The following is a 23,207-nucleotide window of genomic DNA, read 5'->3' on the forward strand; positions in this document are numbered from 1 at the left end:
GAGGAGGGTTATAGTGGTTAAGAATTTAATGGAATGGGTTGCGTCTATCGTTGTTGCTATTGTTGTGGCGTGGCTTATTACGACTTTTTTATTTAGTAGATATGAGGTGCATGGACAGTCTATGTATCCTACGTTTAATGATAAAGACAATTTGATTGTTAGTAAAATTTCGAAAACGCTTGGTACGATTGATAGAGGTGATGTGATTATTTTTCATGCGAATGAAGAAAAGGATTATATTAAGAGATTAATAGGTGTACCTGGTGACACTGTCAGTTATAAGAATGATCAATTATATATCAATCACGAAAAAGTTGCAGAACCTTATTTAGATTTTAATAAGAAACATAAATTCACGGAGTATTTAACGGAAAACTTTGATGTTTCAGATACAAAAAATTCTGATGGTGAAAAAGTAATTCCAGAAGGTAAATATTTAGTCCTCGGTGATAATCGTTTGAATAGTAATGATAGTCGCCAAGATGTTGGACTCATTACCGACGAACAAATTGTAGGGAAAGCTAAATTAAGAATTTTACCAACGAATAATATGAAAAATGACTTTTACGCTGATTCGTTTGATCAAGTAAATGAGAATTGATTGGAACAATATGCTAAACTTTAATTAACTGCATGAAGACTTTATAGAATAGGATGAGGCTAATGTCATTTGAGATTGAGACTTTAGATAAAGAGAAGAATATAGATTTGATTACACTCTATGATGAGCGTTCAAAGATTCAATTTACGAATTTTGGTTTGCGGATTGTCGATTGGAAAATTGATGGTAGATCCGTTATCCTTGGTCCGACTGAAAGCGATGATTTAATAGAATATTATGAGCAAAATCCTTATTTCTTTGGTGCGACCGTTGCAAGATATGGTGGCAGAATTGAAGATGGTCAGTTTGTATTAAATGGTGAGTCCTATCAGCTTGAACAAAATGATGGTGTTCATAATTTACATGGTGGTTCTAATGGTTTATATACTCAAGTGTGTGATTATGACATTGTTAATGAAGATGATATTGTCCGCATTGTATATCATGTAGAATTGAAACATTCAGTTGATCATTTCCCAGGTGATATTAACATGACCGTAACACATCAATATGATTTAACAAATTTGAAATGGACAATTATATATGAAGCAACGAGTACTGAAGATACTTTATTGAATCCGATGAATCATGTATATTTTAATTTGAATGATACAAATGCATCTATTGAAAATCATCAACTTCATCATAACGTTCAATTCTATCCGCTTAAGGATAATCAAATTGTAGAATCTCTAGATACAGACAATATTAATGTAGAAATTGGGAAAGATAGTATAACTTTTAAAGATATATTTGAAAGTGGATTACAACAAATCAATCAATTTAATGGTATTGATCATCCAGTGACATTAGAAGATGGCACTTTCAAAGTGTCAAATGATGAATTGGAACTTGAAATGATGACTGATCAGAATGAAGTGGTCATCTTTACATTGAACGAAGTAGATTGGAATGATCATCAAGACTCTATTAATGTACATAGTGGCTTTACATTAGAAACGCAATCATTACCTAATGATATTAATTTATTAAATGAAACAGCACCATCAATTTTAAGAAATGGCGACACATTTAATAGTGTCACAAGTTATCAAATCAATTATAAGAAATAGTATATATAATAGAATACAATCATACTTTCATAACCAACCTTGTTTAGAAGCGTTGGTTATGAAAGTATTTTTTATGTCTTGTTTATCAATGACTTTCATAAATAATGTCTTTTAATTTTAAAATAGCAGGTTCGATATCTTCTCGATTTATTTTCGCAAACCCAATAATGAGTGTCTTAAAGGGTGTATTTTCAGGTTCATCAGCCATGAAACGTCTAATCGTATATAATTCTATATCGTGGTCATGCGCCTTCTGTTCAATATCTTGATACCTTAAATCTGTCTTAATATTAATTAGAAAATGAAGTCCTGCCTCCATGTCGTAAATTGAGACGTCTTCTTTAAATGCTTTTTTTAATACTTTTAGAAAAAGCTCTCTCTTTTCAGTATAAGTATGATGCATCTTACGAATATACTTCTCATAGTTTCCAGATTTAATAAACAAATGTAGCGCGTAAGCATTTATTAAGCTTAAATCTGTAATGGATGTATCTGTTATCGCATCGAATTTATATAAGAGTGGATATGGTAAGACCATATAGCTTATTCTCAAACTTGGCATTAATGTCTTCGCGAATGTACCCAAATATATGACACGTTCATTCTTATCTAAACTATATAATGAAGGAATATTGTCTGTACCATATTTATATTCACTGTCATAATCGTCTTCTATAATATATTTATTATGTTCAGTTACCCAGTTGAGTAATTCAATTCTTCTTGAAATTGGCATAATCGTGCCTGTTGGAAATTGATGTGAAGGTGTTGTCACGACAAAATCAGGCTTTGCCTGTTTCACATGTTCAACAGATAACCCTTTGTTGTCGAGTGGAATATTAACGACATCCTGTCCCATGCCGATAAATAGCTTTCTCATTCGTGAATACCCAGGATTTTCGATAGCAATTTTTTGATTATTTGAAAATGCTTTGAATAAGCTGCTCAATAAGTTCGCTGTACCTGATCCGACAATGATTTGTTCAGGGTAACAGACGACACCTCTTTTGTATGAAATCAATTGAGCTATTGATTTTCTTAGCTCAAGCGGACCTTTATATACAGGGATTTCTGACATTTCATGTTTGAAAAGGTGAAAAGCTTCTTTCACATATTTTGACCATAAGTCTATTGGAAATTGTGAGATGTCGGTTGTCATATGCGATAAAGAATAACGATATGAAGATTTAATTTGAGTTGGGTTATTGTTTAAAGGTTGCGTAATATGTTGATCTTGAATGATTAACTTATTTAATGCTTCAACAAAGTAACCTTGTCTTTCCTTTGTGTAAATATAACCCTCAGCGAAAAGTTGTTCATAAGCATTCTTAACAGTGTTAATACTGACATTTTGATCAATTGAAAGTTGTCTTTTAGATGGTAATTTTTCGTGACTGTTATATTTCTGAGAGAGTATATCTTGTTTTAATTTGAGATAAATTTCTCTATATTTGTAAGTTTGAGTCATATAGTTCGCCCCTCTGGTACTATTAAAAATTAAAAACTGGTACTTTTCATTATACCAATCTTTTTTTAATATGTACTAAATAAACAATAGGAGGGATTTTGATGGGTAAGACTCAAGAACAATTAGAATCTTTACGTAACGAATATGTAGCAAGAGGTGTCAGTAATGGTAATACACATATTGCTGATTTTGCAAAAGGGGCAACAGTTACAGATAAAGACGGTAAAGAGTGGATTGACTTTGCAGGAGCAATCGGAACGTTAAACGTTGGTCATTCACATCCTAAAATAACTGAACATTTAAAAAACGAGCTTGAAAGATTTATTTTACCTGGTTTCAATGTGATTATGTATGAAAGTTATATTAAATTAGCAGAGAAATTAGCAGAAATTACACCAGGTGACCATAAAAAGAAAACAGTATTACTAAATTCTGGTGCAGAAGCAGTAGAAAACGCTGTGAAAATCGCTAGAAAATATACAGGTAGACAGCAAGTTGTATCATTTATTAGAGGCTTCCATGGTAGAACAAATTTAACAATGTCTATGACAAGTAAAGTAAGACCATACAAATCTGGGTTTGGCCCATTTGCACCAGAAGTATATCAAGCACCATATCCTTATTTAGCAGACAAACCTGAAGGATTAAGTGATGAGGCATACATAGATTCAGTCATTAAAGATTTGAAGAATTTCTTTATCGCAACAGTGGATCCTTCAGAAGTGGCATGTGTTGTGATTGAGCCAGTACAAGGTGAAGGTGGATTTATCATTCCAGATAAGAAATTTATTCATGCATTAAAAGACATTTGTGAAGAACATGGCATCGTATTTATTGCAGATGAAATTCAAACAGGCTTTGCACGTACTGGTAAGACATTTGCAATTGAGCATTTTGATGTTATACCAGATTTAATGACTGTATCAAAATCTCTAGCAGCAGGATTCCCATTAAGTGGGGTTGTAGGACGTAGTGAAATTATCGACAGCCCAAATCCAGGCGAAATTGGTGGTACATATGCAGGAAATCCACTTGCATGTGAAGCAGCATTAAAAGTAATTGAAATTATTGAAGAAGAAAACTTAAATGCTAAAGCTGAACAACTTGGTGCAACGATTCAATCAAGATTAGAAGCATTTAAATTAGAACATTCATTTATAAGAGATATTCGTAGATTAGGCGCAATGGTTGCAATGGAAATTATTGATCCAGAAACGCAATCACCTGATAAAGTTAAAACGTCACAAATTGTTAAAGCAGCAAATGAAAATGGTTTATTATTATTATCAGCTGGTATTAACGGAAATGTGATTAGATTTTTAGCACCATTAGTCATTACAGATCAAGAATTAAACAAAGGATTATCAATCTTAGAATCTAGTCTTTAAGAAATTTGACTAATAAAAATGGGGTATAATTATGAATTCTCAATTTAATAAATCAATGAATATAGCAGACGTATTATTTCTCGCGATTGGCGCCATGCTTGGATGGGGCTGGGTTGTTCTTTCGGGAGAATGGATTTCAAAAGCAGGATTTCTAGGTAGTATTATCGCATTTGTAATTGGTGGATTATTAGTAATTTTTATTGGATTAACATATGCAGAGCTTGCCTCTGCAATTCCTGAAACAGGTGGCGGATTTGTCTTCGTTAAGAAAGCATTTAGTCCAGGTGTAGCATTTATATCTGGTTGGTCAGTGTTATTTGGCTATGTATCTGTCATTACATTTGAAGCAGTCGCATTGCCAACTGTTATAGATTATGTCATACCATTTGAACATTCTGGTTTATTATGGAATTTAGCTGGATGGGATGTTTACTTAACTTGGGTACTTATCGGTTCTATAGGTAGTGTTATATTAACGTCATTAAACTACTTTGGCGTTAAACCAGCTGCAGTTATGCAGACTGTATTTACAATATTTATTGTAGGTGTCGGTTTATTATTATTCTTTGGTGCAGGATTCAATGGTGACTTTACACATCTTAAACCATTATTTAATGGTGGTGTAGGCGGAACAATGTCTGTGCTAATCATGATTCCATTCCTATTTGTAGGGTTCGATGTTATTCCACAAATAGCTGAAGAAGTAAAAGCACCTTCTAAAAAAATTGGTGGTATTTTAGTTATCTCTATCATAGCATCTGTTATCTTCTATTTATTAATTGTGTTTGGTGTTGCAACAGGTTTAACACCGAGTCAATTAAATACAAGTGAATTAGCTACAGCAGATGCAATGGTGAATTTATTTGGATCAAGTGGATTTGGTATATTACTCGTATTAGGTGGAATTGCTGGTATTATCACAAGTTGGAATGCATTTATTATCGGTGGTAGTCGTATTTTATATGCGATGGCGAAAAATAATATGATTCCTAAGTGGTTTGCATACATTCACCCTAAATACAAAACACCAACACACGGTATTATATTCCTTGGTGTATTAGCATTTGTTGCACCATTATTAGGTCGTCCTGCATTAGTATGGATTGTTGATGCTGGTGGCATCGGTGTTGTATTAGGTTATTTCTTAGTTGCTTGTGCATTTTTAAAATTAAGAAAAAGTGAACCTAACTTAGAAAGACCATATCGTATTAAAAGTGGTAAAGTAGTCGGTTGGATTGCTGTTATTTTAAGTATTGCATTTATCGCAATTTATTTACCAGGAATGCCTTCATCACTTATTTGGCCACATGAATGGATTATCGTATTCGTATGGTATGGCATAGCAGCAGTCTTATATTTAACAAAATCAAAAGGGGATGAAGTATTTGAAACAGCTAAAAGTATACAATCCAGCAACGAATGAAATCGTTAAGTCGATTCCTTATACTTCTGAAGAAGAAGCTATTCAACAAATTGATAAAGCACAAGTTGCATATGAATCATGGCGCGAAAAAGACGCACATGAACGTTCATCTCTTTTATTAAAATGGTATCAATTAATTGATGAACATAAAGAAGAATTAGCGGAATTAATTACATTAGAGAACGGTAAACCTTATAAAGAAGCATTAGGCGAAGTTGCCTATGCGAATAGTTACATTCAATGGTATCAAGAAGAAGCAAAACGTATTTATGGTAAGACAATACCTGCTAATCAAAAAGGTAAAAAGATTATTACTGATCCGTTTCCTGTAGGAGTTGTTGGTGCAATTACACCTTGGAATTTCCCAGCAGCAATGATTGCGAGAAAAATGGCGCCAGCATTAGCTGCAGGTTGTACAATTGTTTGTAAACCAGCTTTAGAAACACCATTAACGACGATAAGAATGGTTGAATTGGCACATGAAGCGGGTATCCCTGAAGATGCCATTCAATATGTTGTATTAAGTGGTAAAGACGCAGGTAGAATATTTACTGAAAGTCCAATTATACAGAAAATAACATTCACAGGATCTACACCAGTCGGTAAACATTTAATAAAAGATTCTGCAAATACAGTTAAAAATGTCACGATGGAATTAGGTGGATTAGCACCAGTTATTGTTCATAAAGATGCAGATATTGAATTAGCAGTTGATCAAACAATCGCGACTAAATTTAGAAATTCAGGTCAAACTTGTATAAGCGCAAATAGAATTTATGTACATCAAGATATAGAAGAAGCTTATACAGAACGTTTAACTGAAAAAGTAAATGCATTAAATGTAGGAAATGGCTTAGAAGAAGGCGTTGAAATGGGACCTCTCATTAATCAACAAGCTGTAGATAAAGTCATTGACCAAATTGAAGATGCTGTTCAAAATGGTGGAGAATTGTCATTACCATTAGAACAATTAAAATTAGGTGGAAATTTCTTAAAGCCAGTCGTTATTAGACAAGCTAATCTTGAAATGAAAGTGATGCACGAAGAAACATTCGGACCAATCGCAGCAGTCATGGCATATGAAGATTTAGAAGAGGTTATTAAAGTTGCCAATGATACCGAATATGGTTTAGCAGCTTATTTCTTCACGAATGACTATCGTACAGGATTTGATATTTATAAGAAGCTTGATTTCGGTGTGATAGGTTGGAATGATGGTGCGCCATCAGCAGCGCATGCGCCATTTGGAGGGTTTAAAGAAAGTGGATATGGTCGTGAAGGCGGTATCGAAGGTATCGAACCTTATTTAGAAACTAAATATTTATCAATCGGTAATATGTAAGAAATGAACCCCCTAAAAGTGACAACTTTTAGGGGGTTTTCATATGTTTCTATTTCTAGAATACATTTTAAATACTATGATATTATCTAATGTCTTTGACAATTTTGCCATCTATTGAAACGACTTTAATTTTATTTGGATCCTTTAATACTTTGATATCTTCTAAAGGATTTTGATCTAGTAAAATGAAGTCTGCTTTTTTGCCTACTTCAATTGTACCTAAGTCTTCGTCATAACCTAAACATTCAGCAGCTGTCTTAGTAGACGAAACAATGGCTTCCATTTCTGTCATGCCGTGTTCAACCATAAGCTCTAATTCTCTTAAATTAGTTCCATGTTTGAATACACCTGCATCAGTACCCATTGCTATTTTCACGCCAGCTTGATGTGCTTTTTTAAAGCTATCAATATGGTCTTGCATGACTTGTTTAGATTTCTTAATAGAATTTTCACTCATACCTAATTCTTCGGCAAATTCTATAACGGAAAGAGGTGCGAGTAATGTAGGTACGAGGTACATTTCTTTTTCTTTCATTAATTGAACAGCTTCATCATCTAAATAGATACCATGCTCAATTGAATGAATGCCTGCTTCTATACATTGTTTAACACCTTGCAAACCTTGAGCATGTGCCATAACTTTTCGATTATTTCTAAATTGAGCTTCTTCTACAATGACTTTTAATTCTTCTAATGAGAATTGCGTATAATCTGGATGGTCAGTTGCACTTGTTACGCCACCAGTTGCATGTACTTTTAATACATCAGCACCGGCTCTTAACATTTCGCGTGCTTTTTTACGAACTTCATTGACACCATCACATATGCCACTCGGTAAACCAGGATAGCCATCTTGCAAAATAGGTAGTTGTATACCAGATTTAGTATAACTGTCCCCATGACCCCCTGTAATGGTTAATGCGTTAACACTTATTTGTAAACGTGGTCCGAGTATTAAACCATCATTCACAGCTTCTTTTAAACCTAAATCTGCGCCTAAAGCATCTCGAACGGTTGTAACACCTGCATCAACTGTTCGTTTTAAATGATCAATTGCTTTGTAGAAGTTATATGAAAAAGGTGTAGCCAATCTTCTCTCTAAAGGTTCCATTTCCAACATAACATGTACGTGACTATCGATCATACCTGGTAATAGATATTGACCATTTCCTTCTATTATATTGTCGCCATTTAAATGAGTACCAATTTCAGAAATGACATGATTTTCAATCTTTATATCAACACATCGTTGAATGTCTTTTCCAGTACCGTCTATTAAATTGATGTTTTTTATAATCATATCTATGTCCTCCTCAATTACTTAATAAAGTTCATTAATATAGATGTTAAAATAACGGATGCAACTGTAACGGTTGTAAATCCACCAATAATCATCGGGCTTAATAACTCGTTAAATACATCTTCTCTGTCTTCCTCATTATCAGTAACAGATCGACTGACTTCTTCACATAAAATAAAATCACCTGGGAAACCATACAATGCGGTTAAAGCAACAGGTAATGCTTTAGTAGGTTTCCAACCAATTAATTTAGCACCGATAAATCCGCCAATTAAAATACCAATTGTACCTATAACAAGAATAGATAAAATAGCAGGTAAGAATTCCCATAAATCATGTGGTTTAATGCCACCCATAGAACCGATAACGATTAAAATGATAATAACCATCATAATTGTGAATGATTGATTACGTTCCAGTTCTTTTTGTTCAAACAATCCAATTTTCAAACCGATAACACCAAATAATAAACTGACGAGTGTGAAATGAATGCCTGTTACTTCGCCAATCATGAAGGCAATACTTGCTAAGAAGAACATAATAAAGAGTCTGATAACATTGTTTTGAAGTAACGGATTCTTATTAAATATCGTTTCTTTCTTAGGTTCATTTTTGTTAGAAATATTAGCGACATTTTTGTCTGTATGTCTATTCGCTAAGTAATATTTTGAATAGCGCTTCATAAGAATAGAACTTAATGGCATACCGATAACGCCTTGAAGGGCCTGCACGATAGCGGGTAAAACAATTAAATTTGCTAATCCTAAATCTTGAAGCTTTTCGACTGTGATGAGCAGCGCGACGATACCTCCAGCAATAGGTCCAACACCTGAAGCAGCAGTACGGAAATCAAATAGGAGTGTAACGAAGACTAATATTAAGATTGTAGAACCCAATATACCCAATATTGATATAACAACTGCTTTCCATTGTGATTTAAGTATATGAAGCGGCATCATTGTACCCATATGCATGATAACTGGTGCAATAATAAGCGCACCTAGCGAAGGTAAAATGGCATTATCTAATATCTTTTCAGGTAAGACGCCTACCCATGATAAAAGCAAATAACTGACCATTGCCGTTAATAACATTGGTACACGAGCCTTTGTAAGATAAGATATAATTTCCCCGAGAACGATTAATGCGAATAGTATTGTTGCTGAAATAAGCGGTTCACTAACCATTTGCATTCCCTCCTTTTTAAAGTTAATAGTCAAACTTTAGCATATCTAAATCAAGAAGTTAATAGTATTTTCTAAAAATTTAGAATATATAGATAAATATCACACTATTAATTGTATTCAATATATAACAAGAATTTAAATATTATTCGATGGTATATAACATTTGTTCAATAAAAAACAGTAAACACGTCATATGACGATGTTTACTGTTTATTAGAGTTATTCATTTGAAGTAGATTGCTTGCGATGATTCAAATAATAAATAACAAGCAATAGTACAATCCATAAAGGTGAGTACATTAATGCTGTACGTGTATCATTTGCAAAGAACAAAATAACTAATACAAATACAAAGAATATTAATGCAAGATATGATCCAATCACACCGAATGGATTTTTGAATTTAGATTTTTCGTGTAAAGATTTGTCTTCTTTTCTAAATTTGATATAACAAATTAAAATGATAGACCAAATAAAAATAAAGAATATCGTAGCCAATGTCGTAACGAGTGTAAATACGTCATCTGGTATAAAATAATTTAATATCGCAGCGAAGAATAATACAACACCTGAGAATATCAATGCTGGATAAGGTACACCACGTTTATTTGTCTTGCTTAACCCTTCAGGCGCATGACCCGTTTGACCTAAACCATAAACCATACGACTATTACTGAATAATCCACTGTTTGCAGCACTTGCAGCTGAAGTTAACACGACAAAGTTAACTATTCCCGCAGCAGCTGGAATACCAGCTAATACAAATAAATTAACAAAAGGACTTTCAGCAGGATCAATTTTATTCCATGGTGTGATACTCATAATGATTAATAAACTTAATACATAGAAAATTAAAATACGAATACCGATAGAATTAACCGCTTTAGGTAAATTCTTTTCAGGATCTTTCGTCTCACGAGCTGTTACACCTACAAGTTCAATTCCTACAAAGCTAAATACTGCCATTTGGAAAGCCAGTAAGAAGCCCATAGCACCATTTGGGAAGAAACCATTATGGCTATATAAATTATGAAATCCAGATTGAATACCTGTGCTAGATTTAAAACCATTAAATATCATCCATAAACCAATGACAATTAATAATATAATGGCGATAATTTTAATGAGTGCAAACCAAAATTCGACCTCACCAAATAATTTAACAGTCATAAGATTTAAACCTAATAGAATAACAACTGTTGCAATTGCAGAAACATATGCAGGAACATCAGGATACCAAAACTGAATATACTTAGCCACAGCCGTAATATCCGCTATTCCCGTTGCAACCCAACAAAACCAATACGTCCATCCAGTTAAAAATCCGAATAAAGGACCTAAATAATGTTCTGCAATATCAATGAAAGAATTATAGTTACTATTTGAAAGTAATAATTCCCCTAAGGCTCTCATCATAATAAATAAGAAAAAACCAATAATAATATAAACTAATAAAATAGATGGACCCGCTAGTGAAATACTCTTACCAGCTCCAAGAAAAAGACCGGTACCAATCGCGCCACCAATAGCAATTAACTGAATATGCCGATTAGACATACTTCTTTTTAACTCATGATTTTCCATTTTTAATTCGCTCTCCTTAAACACAATAAAACATATGTAAACAATAAGATTTATAAAACAATATAAAAAGCATTATACTACGATTATTTGTATTTTGCATATTAATATAAATAAATGTTTCTGTTCCACTAGTAGAGGAAAATGATTATATCGATATGTAAGCGTAACCAAAATATAATGAAAATATATTCGAAAGGGGAAATCAAGATGAAAAATATTTTATTAGCATGTTCAGCGGGAATGTCTACAAGTTTATTAGTAAATAAGATGGAAGAAGCAGCAGTAGCGGATGGAATTAAGGTGAATATCAAAGCAATGTCTAGTGATAACGCATTTCATTCTTTAGATGAGTATGATGTGTTATTAATAGGACCACAAATGAGGTTTATGAAGAAAAAATTTACGAAAGCAGCTGAAGAAAAGGGACTAGAATTACCAATTGAAACAATAGATTCTGTAAGTTACGGAAGAATTGATGGGGAAGGCGTTCTTAAACAGGCATTAAAATTATTAGGGGAATAGGTGATAAAAATGCAAAGCACTTTTATGGAGAAGTTAGAAGATGTTTTACTGCCAATTGCAGATAAGTTAAATAATAATAAGTATTTAGCATCTTTACGTGATGGCTTTATGGTTGCACTACCTTTAATTATATTTGGTTCTATATTTGTTGTAATTGCTAATTTTCCATTTTTAGATAAATTACTTTCTGAAAGCCAATATACAGCATGGCAAAATGCTGTGGGTCCAGCATCTGCAGCGACGTTATCAATAATGGGGCTTTTTGTAATATTGGGAATAGGATATAAGTTAACTGAGCGAAATGGGTTAGAAGGAATATATGGTGCTGTAACTGCATTAAGTGCAGTACTTATTTTAACACCTCAAGTTGTAGGTAAAACTGAAGGCGTTATTCCTACAGAAATATTAGGTGCTAAAGGTATGTTTTTAGGAATTATTGTTTCTATAATTACTTCAGAGTTATATAGCTATTTTACAAAGAAGGAAATAACAATAAAAATGCCTAAAGGTGTACCTGACCAAGTATCTAAATCATTTAGTGCACTGTTACCAGTAGCATTTACTTTAACTATATTTTTGGTAATAAGAATCTTAATTGCCTTAACACCTTTTAATACATTACAAGATTTAATCTATACAATTGTTCAAGAACCTTTAACTGCCTTAGGTAAAGGACTTCCTGCAACAATTATTGCGGTTTTATTTATTCAGATATTTTGGTTCTTCGGATTGCACGGCCAGATTATTGTGAACACTGTATTTGATCCAATATGGTATTCATTAAATAATGAAAATTTTGAGGCATTCCAAAAAGGAATTGAGTTACCTAATATCATTACAAAGCAATTTATAGATACATTCTTAGTTGGTATGGGAGGAACAGGTGGAACGATAGCAGTCGTAATTGCAATTTACTTAATTTGTAGAAGTAAACAAAATAAAGAAATTGCTAAATTAGGAACACCAGCATCCATTTTTAATGTGAATGAACCGATTCTATTTGGTTTACCTATCATAATGAATCCTTTAGTAATAATTCCTTGGATTATATCACCAGTGATTGTAACTATTGTAAGTTATTCAGCTATGTATACAGGTATAGTTCCGAAACCTTCTGGCGTTATCGTACCTTGGACTACTCCAATATTTATAAGTGGATATTTAGCAACTGGTAATGCATGGCAAGGTGCAGCATTACAACTTGTAAATCTAATTATTACATTTATTATTTGGTGGCCATTTTTAAAATTATTAGATAAAAACTATTTAAAGCAAGAAATAGAAAAATAGTATAAGGACGGAGGAATATACAATGGCAACCTCAATTAATGAGATAGCTTTTCAAATTATTTTATATGGAGGAAATGGGCGTTCATGTGCAATGGATGCTATACAATATGCAAAAGAAAGAAATTTTGAAGAAGCAACAGGTCTTATTAAAGAAGCGGAACAAGAAATTAATAAGGCTCATAAATTTCAAACTGAATTGTTACAAAATGAAGCGCAAGGAACAGAAAGTGAATTGAATTTGTTATTAATACATTCTCAAGATCATTTAATGAATGCAATTACTGTAAAGGATTTAGCGAATGAAATGATAGATCTATATAAGGAGATGAAATCATGACTCAATATAAATTTCCAAAAGACTTTTGGTGGGGAAGTGCAGCTAGTGCAACACAAACGGAAGGTACAAAAACAATAAATGATCAAACTATTTGGGATAAATGGTTTGAAGAAGAACCAAATCGATTTTTTGAAAATGTTGGTCCTAATAAAACGTCAGATTTTTATAATAAATTTGAAGAAGATATTTATTTAATGAAGGAAACAGGACATAATTCATTTAGATTATCTATATCTTGGACCCGTTTAATAAATCAAAGTAGTAATAAAATTAATGAAGATGCAGTTCAATTTTATAATAAAGTTATAGATAGCTTAATTGAAAATAATATTGAACCTTTTGTGAATTTATATCACTTTGATATGCCATATGAAAAGCAAAAACAAGGTGGTTTTGAATCACTTGAAGTTGTAGAACGATATGTAGAATACTCGAGAAAGTGCTTTGAGTTATTTGCCGATCGAGTTAAGTATTGGTTTACATTTAATGAACCAATAGTACCAGTTGAAGGTGGATATTTATATAATTTCCATTATCCAAATATTGTAGATGCTAAAAGAGGATTTCAGGTTGCGTATAATACTATCCTTGCTAATGCTAAAGTAATTAAAGAATATAAGGAATCAGGGTATGATGGAAAAATTGGGATTATCCTAAATTTAACACCATCTTACCCAAGAAGTAAAAACGAAGCAGATGTTAAAGCTTCCGAAATTGCAGATTTATTTTTTAATAGAAGTTTTTTAGATCCTGTAACAAAAGGATACTATCCAGAGCAATTAGTAGATATTATAAAACATCATGATCTATTACCAACTTTTACACAAGATGACCTTGAAATTATAAAAAATTATACAGTAGATTTATTAGGAGTAAATTATTATCAACCTAGACGGGTAAAAGCTAGAGACACTTTGCCAAATCCTAATTCCCCATTCTTTCCGGAATATTACTTTGAAAATTATGAAATGCCAGGTAGAAAGATGAATCCATATCGTGGTTGGGAGATTTATCCTAAAGGGATTTATGATATTATGATTAATTTGAAGGATAATTACAGTAATATAGAAAGTTTTATTTCAGAAAATGGTATGGGTATTGAAAATGAATCGAGATTTATCGAAAATGGTAAAATAAATGATACCTATAGAATAGATTTTGTGAAATCACATTTAATATGGTTGAATAAAGCTATAGTAGAAGGTGCAAATTGTAGAGGATATCATATGTGGACTTTTATGGATAATTGGTCTTGGATGAATGCATATAAAAATAGATATGGTTTTGTATCTATTGATCTTGAAACAATGGAAAGAACAATTAAAGAAAGTGGAAGATGGTTTAAAGAAGTTTCTTCAAGTAATGGTTTTACAGATTAATCTGTAATATATATACAGAACTACTAGGAGAGAGCGTGATGGAAACCAGACACCTCAATATAGTAAAGATATTGTATCAACATCAGCACGAATATATGAATAGTATATCCATAGCCAAACTTTTAGGGTGTTCGTCTAAAACTATTCGAGAAAACATAAAGGTTATCAATGAAACGAGTAAAGAAAATGGGTTCGTAATCTTTATAAAAAAATCGAAAGGCTATCAATTAAATATTACTGATGAGGGTAAGTTTAATTATTTTTTAAATGAGCGTTTTTTAAAAGATGAAAACTTAAATTTCAATAATCAAGATAGCAGAATTAGATTTATCATGAAAAAATTACTTCTTGATAATCATTATACAAAATTAGAATCTCTGAGTGAAAGCTTGTTTGTCAGTGTGGGAACTTTAAAGAATGACATGATTGAAATGAAGAGAGTTTTAGCTCGTTATGAAATAGAAGTAGTCAGTAGACCAAATTATGGAATGAAGTTAATTGGCAAAGAATTTCAGATAATATATGCAATAGCAGAGTTTCTATTGAATAATCAGCACTTAAACATTGGATTTACTGAAGATGATATTTCCAGTGTAAAGTCATATCTTGTGAAGTTACTTAGAAAATACCAAATTGAGATACCTGAAGTTAAACTTGATAATCTTGTAACACACATTAACATTGCGATAGTTCGAATCAAAAATCAACTGATGGTTGAACAGCAATTCCAAATTGATGATCTTCCATTAACAAATGAATTGAGTCAATTTTTTGATGAACTTATACTGTTTGTTGAAAAAAGATTTGATTTGACATTGCCTATAAAAGAAAAAGATTGTTTATATATCCATTTTGTTACTACTGGAATTATGAATGAAGGTAATATGATACAAAAAAATAATGTTATTGATAGTATGATTACACATATGTTAGATCATATAAAACTTATTTTTTATTTAGACCTAATTACGGATAATACACTTAAGAAAAATTTATATTTACATTTGAGTACATCAATAAATAGATATAAATACAAGATGAATATTAGAAATCCAATGTTAAATGAAATCAAAAAAAATTATCCCTTCGCATTTGATATTGCTTTAGTGGCTAGTAAAATGATTGAAAAAGACTTGAAAGTGCAAATTTCAGAAAGTGAAGTTGGTTATTTAGCATTGCACTTTGAAATGGCTCTCAATAGAATTGAAAATGAAAAAGAAAAGTTAAAGGTTATACTAGTTTGTAACTCCGGATTAACGAGTTCTCAATTAATTAAATATAAGTTAATCCAAAATTTTGGTAATCAAATTCAAATTACTGAAATTATAGAATTATACAATATTCAGAGGGCTCAACTTGAGCATTCAGATTTAATAATTTCAACAGTACCAATAAATGATGATGTCAGTTTACCAATACTTTATGTTAACCCTATTATGTCACAGCAAGACTCAGACAAAATTCAACGTTATATAGATTTAAAAGATTCTCGACACTCAGAAGAACTAATAGAAATTATTGAATTAAATAAAAAAATAAACAGTAAAGATGAGTTGTTGGAATACTTAGGTAAACAACTTAAAAACAAGAATTTAATTCACAATAATTTTATCGATAGTGTAAAAGAAAGAGAATATCATGCTTCTACAGCTTATGGTAATCTGGTGGCCATTCCACATCCACTAATGCCTTTAGCTAAACAAACTTTTATTTATATAATAACGATGGATAAACCAATTGCTTGGGAAGATAAAGAAGCACAAATTATTTTTTGTTTAGGATTGAAAAAGAATACTACGATTAATTTAGAAAAAGTGTATCAAAATCTTTCTGAAATAATAAATGATTATTCTAAAGTATTAAAACTATTAGAGGCAGATTCTAAAGAATCTTTTAAAAAAATATTTTCACCTTAAATTTAAGAGTAAGCTTACATTACATAACTTGTGATGTAAGTTTACTCATTTTTTGTACTTATAATTATTTGATATAGAATAAGAATAACTTAAACAAAGGAGGAGATTTCTTATGTTAACAAGTATCTTACAACCGATCGTAGATTTGATTACAGCTTTAGGTCTTTAATTTAAATTGGATTTATTTTTTAACTGTATATGCAAACAAAGGGGTCAGTACATAGTGCTGTAAGTACTAAATAAGCCACCAATTCGTATTTTGTGAATTGGTGGCTGTTTTATTTAATAACAATAATTGACCAATATGGTCGATAGCGTTATGATGTAGTCGACCGAACTGGTCTAATATGTTTCGGAAGGTGTATATGATGAATGATGCATTTTATAATTTAGATGATGAAAAGCGTCAAAAAATAATCAATTCAGGGCTGATGGAGTTCTCTAATTATGGATATCAACAAAGTTCTACGAATCGTATTGTTGAAAATGCTGGTATTGGTAAAGGGATGCTTTTTTATTACTTTAAAAATAAAAAAGGATTATTTAAATTTCTTGTGGATTATTCATTAGATTTCATTGAGGAATATTATTTTAAACAAATTGATACTTCTGAGAAAGATATTTTTAATAGGTTAGTTAAACAAGCGAAGATTAAATCTAATTTAATGACGATTCATCCTCATATGTCGAAGTTTTTAACGAAAATTGTTCTGGAGGAATCTGAACATCATTATATATCTGAAGAACAAGATCAACATATTAAACAATTACAAAGTAAAGTTCAAAATGCACTATTTGAAGATTTAGATAAGGATCTTTTTAAAGATAATTTAAATGTTGAAATGTCTATCAATATTATAAAGTATTCGATTGACGGTTTAGCAGAATCTATGAAGACACGAATAACGCATCAAATGATTGAGCAGAATGATTATCAAAGCTTTTATGATGAATTCGATTTGTATATAAAGGAAATGCGTAAAATCTTCTATAAGGATCGTGATTAATATGACATTGTTAAAAGTAAATAATGTTACGAAGACGTTTGGTAAATTTAAAGCTTTAAACGGTGTGAATTTCACTGTTGAAGAAGGAGAAATATTTGGGTTTATCGGTCCAAATGGTTCTGGGAAATCTACGACAATTAAAGCAATTTTAGGCATGCTGAAACCTGATTCTGGTACTATTGAGGCATTTGATAAAGATGCTTGGAAAGATGCAGTTCAAATTCATAAACAAGTTGCCTATGTTCCAGGTGATGTTAATTTGTGGCCAAACTTAACAGGTGGAGAAGTGATAGATTTATTTCTGAAATTAAGCGGCACTAAAAATGATGAAAAAAGAGATGAACTGATTAAAAAATTTGATTTAGATCCTACTAAAAAATGTGGGTCATATTCTAAAGGTAATAGACAGAAAGTTGTACTTATCGCTGCATTTACAACAGATGCACAACTGCTTATATTAGATGAACCGACATCTGGATTGGATCCTTTAATGGAACAAGTATTCCAATCATGTGTATTAGAAAAGAAAAAAGAGGGCAAAAGTGTTCTACTATCGAGTCATATATTAAGTGAAGTAGAAAAACTATGTGACCGAGTCGGCATTATTAGAAAAGGTGAAATCGTAGAAATGGGCACGTTGGATGATTTGAGACATCTCACGAGAATGCATTTCGTCGTTCAGTCTAAAGAAGCTTTAACAGATTTAGACGAGCAAGAAGGTGTACATGATATTTCTAAAGAAGGAGAAATATATCATTTTCAAGTGGATTCGGAGAAAGTTTCTAATATTATTAAATATTTAAGTCGATTTGAGTTGTTGAAATTAGAAAGTATGCCACCTACATTAGAAGATTTATTTATGAGACATTATGGTGTGAATATTGAAAGAGGTGAGTAATATGAATAATCTCTTTAGCGGTGTTGGTCAATTAACGTTGTTTTACCTCAAGACACATAAATGGAAAATGCTGTTTTGGATATTAGGTATTGTCGTTTTAACAGTTATCATACCACCAACATTTAAAAGTATGTATCCACACCAATCAGATATGCAACCAATTGTTGAAACTTCCAAAAACCCTGCAATGGAAGCAATGTTAGGGCCAGGACAATTTGAACAAGTATCAATTGGTGTGTTATTTACACACGAGATGTTACTATTTACAGGTATTCTCGTTGCAATAATGAGTATTTTACTTGTTTCAAAAAGTACAAGAGGAGATGAATCTGCAGGTCGTATTGAAATGATTCGAGCATTGCCAGTTGGAAAAGTATCACCTCTCGTAAGTGCACTTATTGAGATGATAATTGTGAACATCATGATAACCATTTTGATTATGGTGATATTACCTTTCATGAATATTGATAGTGTGGATTGGCAAGGTTCAATCGTGTATGCAGCTTCAATAGGATCAATTGGTATTCTATTTGGTATGATGACAGCTATATTCGCACAGTTAACTGAAACAAGTAGTAGTGTGACGGGCTATAGTATTACAGTATTGCTCTTAAGTTATTTAGTGAGAGCGGTTGGTGATGTCATAAATGAAGATATTTCTATGATTTCACCTCTAGGATGGATTACAAGAACGTTTGCGTATTCTGAAAATAATTGGTGGCCAATCGTCATAACTTTGATAACAGCTATTATATGCTTAATGATAGCGATGATACTTTATTTTAGAAGGGATATAGAGTCTGGTTTACTACCTTCTAAACTAGGTAAAAGAACTACACATAAACTATGGTTATCTCCACTAGGTTTACAACTTAAATTGTATAAAGTAGGGCTTATTTCCTGGGCAATAGGAATGTTTGTATTTGGCGCTTCATATGGATCAATATTTGGTGAGTTAGATGACTTTATTAAAGATAATGAAATGTTGCAGCAAATGGTAGCTGGAAAAGGTGATCATTATATAGAAGCATTCTTACCTACTTTAATGATTATAATGGCAATTGTATCAACTATACCTGCACTGTTAAGTTTATACAAAATAAAAAACGAAATAGATACTCATCGTATTGAACTTATAATGTCTCGACCTATTTCAAGAATTAAATTGTTGAGTAGCTATTTAGTTGTTTCATTATTTAATGCTATTTTTATGATTTTTATCGCTGCATTCGGTTTGTATATTGCCCAAGCATCTGTGTTAGATGATCCATTTAGTTTTTGGAGCATTATAAAGGCAGGGGTTGTGCATATACCAGCCATTATATCTTTCGTAGCACTCGGTGTTGTACTTTTAGGATGGTTCAATAAAGGGCATTTTATCGTTTATTTATATCTAACTTATACATTTTTCGTCGTATACTTAGGACAATTATTAAATATTAAAGACTGGTTAAAAGATATAACGCCATTTCATCATATTCCTGAAATACCTGTTGAAGATATGAATTATTCGGGTATAAGTATATTAATCATAATATCTGTAGCGCTTATCATAATTGGATTTATAGGGTTTAAACGAAAAGACATTTCATAAAGGGAGCTGTGTTCGGATGACAAATTTGCCGAAAATAGGGAAACCAGCAACAAATGCTTTGAATACGATCAATATTACGACGTTAGAACAGGTTGCACAATTAGATGAACATAATTTGGCGAAACTTCATGGTATGGGACCAAAAGCAATAGGCATTTTGAAAGAAGCATTATTAGAACAAGGGTTATCATTTAGTCAATTAGATGAGGATTTAAAAAATGTGAAATTCACTGTACTGGGAGATTTAAAATGTGATAACGCACCAAAAAGAAGAATTATACGAGATATTGTGATAGCTTCAATAGTTGGTGACGAAAAGTGTCTCACTGAATGGCTAACAGATGATTTAGTATGGAATGTACCTGGTTCTTTTGAACTAATAGGTAGAAAAGCATTTTTAGAAGAAATAAATGAGCACTTGCAAAAAGTATCTAGCCTTGAAATTAAATCAATGCTTACGCACGGTAAAGAAGCTTCTACACATGGCACAATTATATTGAATTCTGGTGAGGAAATTTATTTTGCTGAAATGTATGAATTTGAAAATCATAAAAAAGATGCTAAAGTCAAAGCGATTACGTCATATATCATCATGAATCCTTAAATTTATGAAAAATCCAATACCAGTATTTATGAAAATGTGATAAATTATAGAGGTTATTATAAACTTTCGGAGGTTGAAAGATGGAAGCAATATTACCAAATTGCCCTAAATGTGATTCAGAATATACTTACGAGGACGGACAATTTTATATTTGTCCAATGTGTAATCATGAATGGTCTATAAACGACGAAGATGCATCAAATGAAGAAAACACAGTTATTAAAGATGTAAATGGTGTTGAATTAAATGATGGAGATACTGTAACAGTCATTAAAGATTTAAAAGTAAAAGGATCATCTAATTCTATTAAACAAGGCACTAAAGTTAAAGGTATCAAATTAGTGGACCCAGAAGATGGTCATGACATTGATTGTAAAATACCTGGCTTTGGACAAATTGGATTGAAGTCATCAGTTGTTAAAAAAGTGAATAAATAAACACTTAAGAGCCTGAAACATTGAAATTGTTGCAGGCTCTTAGTTTTTAGAAAGTATGTTGATATAAATATTAACGAGGTGCTTATTATTTTTTGTTAAAAATAATTAATTGATTATTTTAAGTTTTTGAAATATTAATTCGTTATATACATCAAATGTTTTTTGTGGTAAATATGTAGTAGAGATTACGTTTCCAACAACTATATAAGGGGAGAAAAATATGAAGGCTTATATGCAAAAATTTGCACAGTCTCTAATGCTACCTATTTCGATTTTACCGGTAGCGGGGTTACTACTAGGTATCGCATCTTTTATTGATTCAGGTGCAATTAACGGGGAAGGAAATAGCGTTGCGAACTTTTTAGCAAATGGTGGTTTAGCAGTTATTGATAATTTACCAATACTATTTGCGGTAGGGTTAGCATTCGGTATGTCTAAAGATAAAAATGGTGCAGCAGCACTTAGTGGACTTGTATCATTTTTAGTGGTTACACAAGTACTAAAGCCAGAAGCAATGGCGAAAGTATTGCATATTGCTGAGGATAAAGTTGATATAGCATTTACGGGTATTAGTAATGTATTTATCGGGATTATTTGTGGTTTAGTTACAGCAGCAATTTACAATAGATTTAAAGATACGAAATTACCAACAGCGTTTGCTTTCTTTAGTGGTAAACGTCTTGTGCCGATATTATCAGCAGCGGCTATGTTAGTCATTTCTATCGCACTTATGTTTATTTGGCCGCCAGTATATAATGGCTTAGTGTCATTTGGTGAAATGATTTCTAAACTTGGTCCTCTTGGGGCAGGGTTATATGGATTCTTTAACCGTTTATTATTACCATTTGGATTGCATCACGCGTTAAACCAAGTATTCTGGTTTGATATTGCGGGTATTAATGATATTGCAAACTTCTGGTCTAGTAAAGGTGAAGCGGGTATAACAGGTCGTTACCAAGCAGGCTTATTCCCAATTATGATGTTTGGATTACCAGCTGCAGCATTAGCGATTTGGAAAAATGCTGAAAAGCGTAACAGAAAAGTAGTAGGTTCTTTAATGGTTACAGCAGCGATTGCTTCATTCGTAACTGGTATCACAGAACCATTAGAGTTCTCATTCTTAGTAGCAGCACCGATGTTATTTGGTATTCACGCGTTATTAACAGGTATTTCATTATTTATAGCAGCAACATTCCATTGGACTGCAGGATTTACATTTAGTGCAGGATTAATAGATTATTTATTAAGTTTAAGTATTCCAATTGCTAATAAACCATTAATGTTACTTGTACTTGGTTTGATTATGGGTGTCGTATACTTCGTCGTATTTGATTTTGCGATTCGTACATTTAATCTTAAGACACCAGGTAGAGATGGTTTAATGGAAGAAGCGGCAAAGCAAGATCCTAGTCTTGAAGAAGATGAAGCGGGTACTTCAACATACAACAGTGGTGTGAAAGTATCTAATAAGACAAAGCTTATATATGAAGCAATTGGTGGTAATGATAATATAGAAGTTATCGACCACTGTGCAACAAGACTGCGTCTAACATTAAAAGATACAAGTGTTGTTGATCAAGATAAAATCAAACAATCTGGCGCATTAGGAAACAAAGTGATTAGTGATAAAAATATCCAAATTATTATTGGAACTGATGTACAATTTACAGCAGATGAACTGATGCAAATGCAGCATAATCAAGGTCATTAATTCAATATATCAATATTTAAACAGTAGACATTCATTTTTATAATTTGAATGCCTACTGTTTTTCATTTATAATAATAACAATTTTGAACAAATATGAACAAAAAATAATGATAAATGTGTGATTTTTTACTTTTATAGTAGTAATA

The 23,207-nt window shown here is 31.9% G+C and carries 20 protein-coding genes; 16 read left to right on the forward strand and 4 right to left on the reverse strand.

All coding sequences use genetic code 11. From position 1 onward, the window contains the following. Positions 1–13: 13 nt before the first annotated feature. Entirely contained in the window at positions 14–601 is a 588-nt protein-coding gene (gene lepB / locus LQ693_RS04580; protein WP_107591037.1) for a signal peptidase I, read from the forward strand. A 62-nt stretch (positions 602–663) separates the two neighbouring features. Next, entirely contained in the window at positions 664–1,674 is a 1,011-nt protein-coding gene (locus LQ693_RS04585; RefSeq protein WP_239703085.1) for an aldose epimerase family protein, read from the forward strand. A gap of 85 nt (positions 1,675–1,759) precedes the next feature. On the opposite strand, the gene gabR is transcribed toward LQ693_RS04585, so the two are convergent. Further along, positions 1,760–3,142: a MocR-like transcriptional regulator GabR gene (gabR, locus tag LQ693_RS04590; RefSeq protein WP_107572869.1), complete on the reverse strand. Its 1,383-nt coding sequence runs from the start codon at positions 3,140–3,142 to the stop codon at positions 1,760–1,762. 101 nt (positions 3,143–3,243) lie between these two features. Here gabR and gabT point away from each other — a divergent pair, with 101 nt between their 5' ends. The 3 genes from gabT to LQ693_RS04605 are packed head-to-tail and all read left to right on the forward strand — an operon-like array spanning position 3,244 to position 7,295. Beyond that, positions 3,244–4,530, forward strand: coding sequence for a 4-aminobutyrate--2-oxoglutarate transaminase (gene gabT / locus LQ693_RS04595; RefSeq protein WP_107591035.1), 1,287 nt, complete (start codon positions 3,244–3,246; stop codon positions 4,528–4,530). A 31-nt stretch (positions 4,531–4,561) separates the two neighbouring features. Next, positions 4,562–5,953 carry an APC family permease gene (locus LQ693_RS04600; protein ID WP_107591034.1) on the forward strand — a complete coding sequence of 464 codons (1,392 nt, stop codon included), beginning with the start codon at positions 4,562–4,564 and terminating at the stop codon, positions 5,951–5,953. Further along, entirely contained in the window at positions 5,916–7,295 is a 1,380-nt protein-coding gene (locus LQ693_RS04605) for an NAD-dependent succinate-semialdehyde dehydrogenase (protein ID WP_107565887.1), read from the forward strand. The genes LQ693_RS04600 and LQ693_RS04605 overlap by 38 nt, the downstream gene beginning before the upstream one ends. A gap of 82 nt (positions 7,296–7,377) precedes the next feature. Here the strand turns inward: LQ693_RS04605 and LQ693_RS04610 are convergent, their stop codons facing one another. From LQ693_RS04610 to LQ693_RS04620, 3 genes are all read right to left on the reverse strand, one after another. Then, the gene (locus tag LQ693_RS04610) at positions 7,378–8,595 is read right to left on the reverse strand and encodes a metal-dependent hydrolase family protein (RefSeq protein WP_107565886.1); all 1,218 of its coding nucleotides are present in this window, start codon (positions 8,593–8,595) and stop codon (positions 7,378–7,380) included. Positions 8,596–8,612: 17 nt separating this feature from the next. Continuing rightward, positions 8,613–9,782, reverse strand: coding sequence for a hypothetical protein (locus tag LQ693_RS04615; protein WP_107565885.1), 1,170 nt, complete (start codon positions 9,780–9,782; stop codon positions 8,613–8,615). A gap of 219 nt (positions 9,783–10,001) precedes the next feature. Further along, on the reverse strand, positions 10,002–11,366 hold the full coding sequence (locus tag LQ693_RS04620; protein WP_107565884.1) for an amino acid permease: 1,365 nt from the start codon (positions 11,364–11,366) through the stop codon (positions 10,002–10,004). 207 nt (positions 11,367–11,573) lie between these two features. Here LQ693_RS04620 and LQ693_RS04625 point away from each other — a divergent pair, with 207 nt between their 5' ends. The 11 genes from LQ693_RS04625 to nagE all read left to right on the forward strand — a co-directional run bounded on the left by LQ693_RS04625 (position 11,574) and on the right by nagE (position 23,061). Next, a complete protein-coding gene (locus tag LQ693_RS04625) occupies positions 11,574–11,888 on the forward strand; it encodes a PTS sugar transporter subunit IIB (RefSeq protein ID WP_239703086.1) in 315 nt (104 codons plus the stop codon). 9 nt (positions 11,889–11,897) lie between these two features. Next, complete coding sequence (gene celB, locus LQ693_RS04630) at positions 11,898–13,178, forward strand: PTS cellobiose transporter subunit IIC (protein WP_103360928.1); 1,281 nt, start codon at positions 11,898–11,900, stop codon at positions 13,176–13,178. Positions 13,179–13,200: 22 nt separating this feature from the next. Then, positions 13,201–13,515, forward strand: a complete 315-nt coding sequence (locus tag LQ693_RS04635; RefSeq protein WP_239703087.1) for a PTS lactose/cellobiose transporter subunit IIA — start codon at positions 13,201–13,203, stop codon at positions 13,513–13,515. Further along, positions 13,512–14,894: a glycoside hydrolase family 1 protein gene (locus LQ693_RS04640; RefSeq protein WP_107596680.1), complete on the forward strand. Its 1,383-nt coding sequence runs from the start codon at positions 13,512–13,514 to the stop codon at positions 14,892–14,894. The genes LQ693_RS04635 and LQ693_RS04640 overlap by 4 nt, the downstream gene beginning before the upstream one ends. Positions 14,895–14,932: 38 nt before the next feature. Next, positions 14,933–16,810: a BglG family transcription antiterminator gene (locus LQ693_RS04645; RefSeq protein WP_239703088.1), complete on the forward strand. Its 1,878-nt coding sequence runs from the start codon at positions 14,933–14,935 to the stop codon at positions 16,808–16,810. A gap of 368 nt (positions 16,811–17,178) precedes the next feature. Then, on the forward strand, positions 17,179–17,817 hold the full coding sequence (locus tag LQ693_RS04650) for a TetR/AcrR family transcriptional regulator (RefSeq protein ID WP_182477783.1): 639 nt from the start codon (positions 17,179–17,181) through the stop codon (positions 17,815–17,817). A gap of 1 nt (position 17,818) precedes the next feature. Then, entirely contained in the window at positions 17,819–18,715 is an 897-nt protein-coding gene (locus tag LQ693_RS04655) for an ABC transporter ATP-binding protein (RefSeq protein ID WP_239703089.1), read from the forward strand. 1 nt (position 18,716) lies between these two features. Beyond that, positions 18,717–20,309, forward strand: coding sequence for an ABC transporter permease (locus LQ693_RS04660; RefSeq protein WP_239703090.1), 1,593 nt, complete (start codon positions 18,717–18,719; stop codon positions 20,307–20,309). A 16-nt stretch (positions 20,310–20,325) separates the two neighbouring features. Next, entirely contained in the window at positions 20,326–20,913 is a 588-nt protein-coding gene (locus LQ693_RS04665; RefSeq protein WP_107590541.1) for a helix-hairpin-helix domain-containing protein, read from the forward strand. Positions 20,914–20,993: 80 nt separating this feature from the next. Next, positions 20,994–21,350, forward strand: a complete 357-nt coding sequence (locus tag LQ693_RS04670) for a zinc ribbon domain-containing protein YjdM (RefSeq protein ID WP_037590102.1) — start codon at positions 20,994–20,996, stop codon at positions 21,348–21,350. Positions 21,351–21,570: 220 nt separating this feature from the next. Beyond that, entirely contained in the window at positions 21,571–23,061 is a 1,491-nt protein-coding gene (nagE, locus tag LQ693_RS04675; protein WP_239703091.1) for an N-acetylglucosamine-specific PTS transporter subunit IIBC, read from the forward strand. The last annotated feature ends 146 nt before the right edge of the window (positions 23,062–23,207 follow it).

The organism is Mammaliicoccus sp. B-M6 (assembly GCF_022386965.1).
GTDB classification, from domain to species: domain Bacteria; phylum Bacillota; class Bacilli; order Staphylococcales; family Staphylococcaceae; genus Mammaliicoccus; species Mammaliicoccus sciuri_A.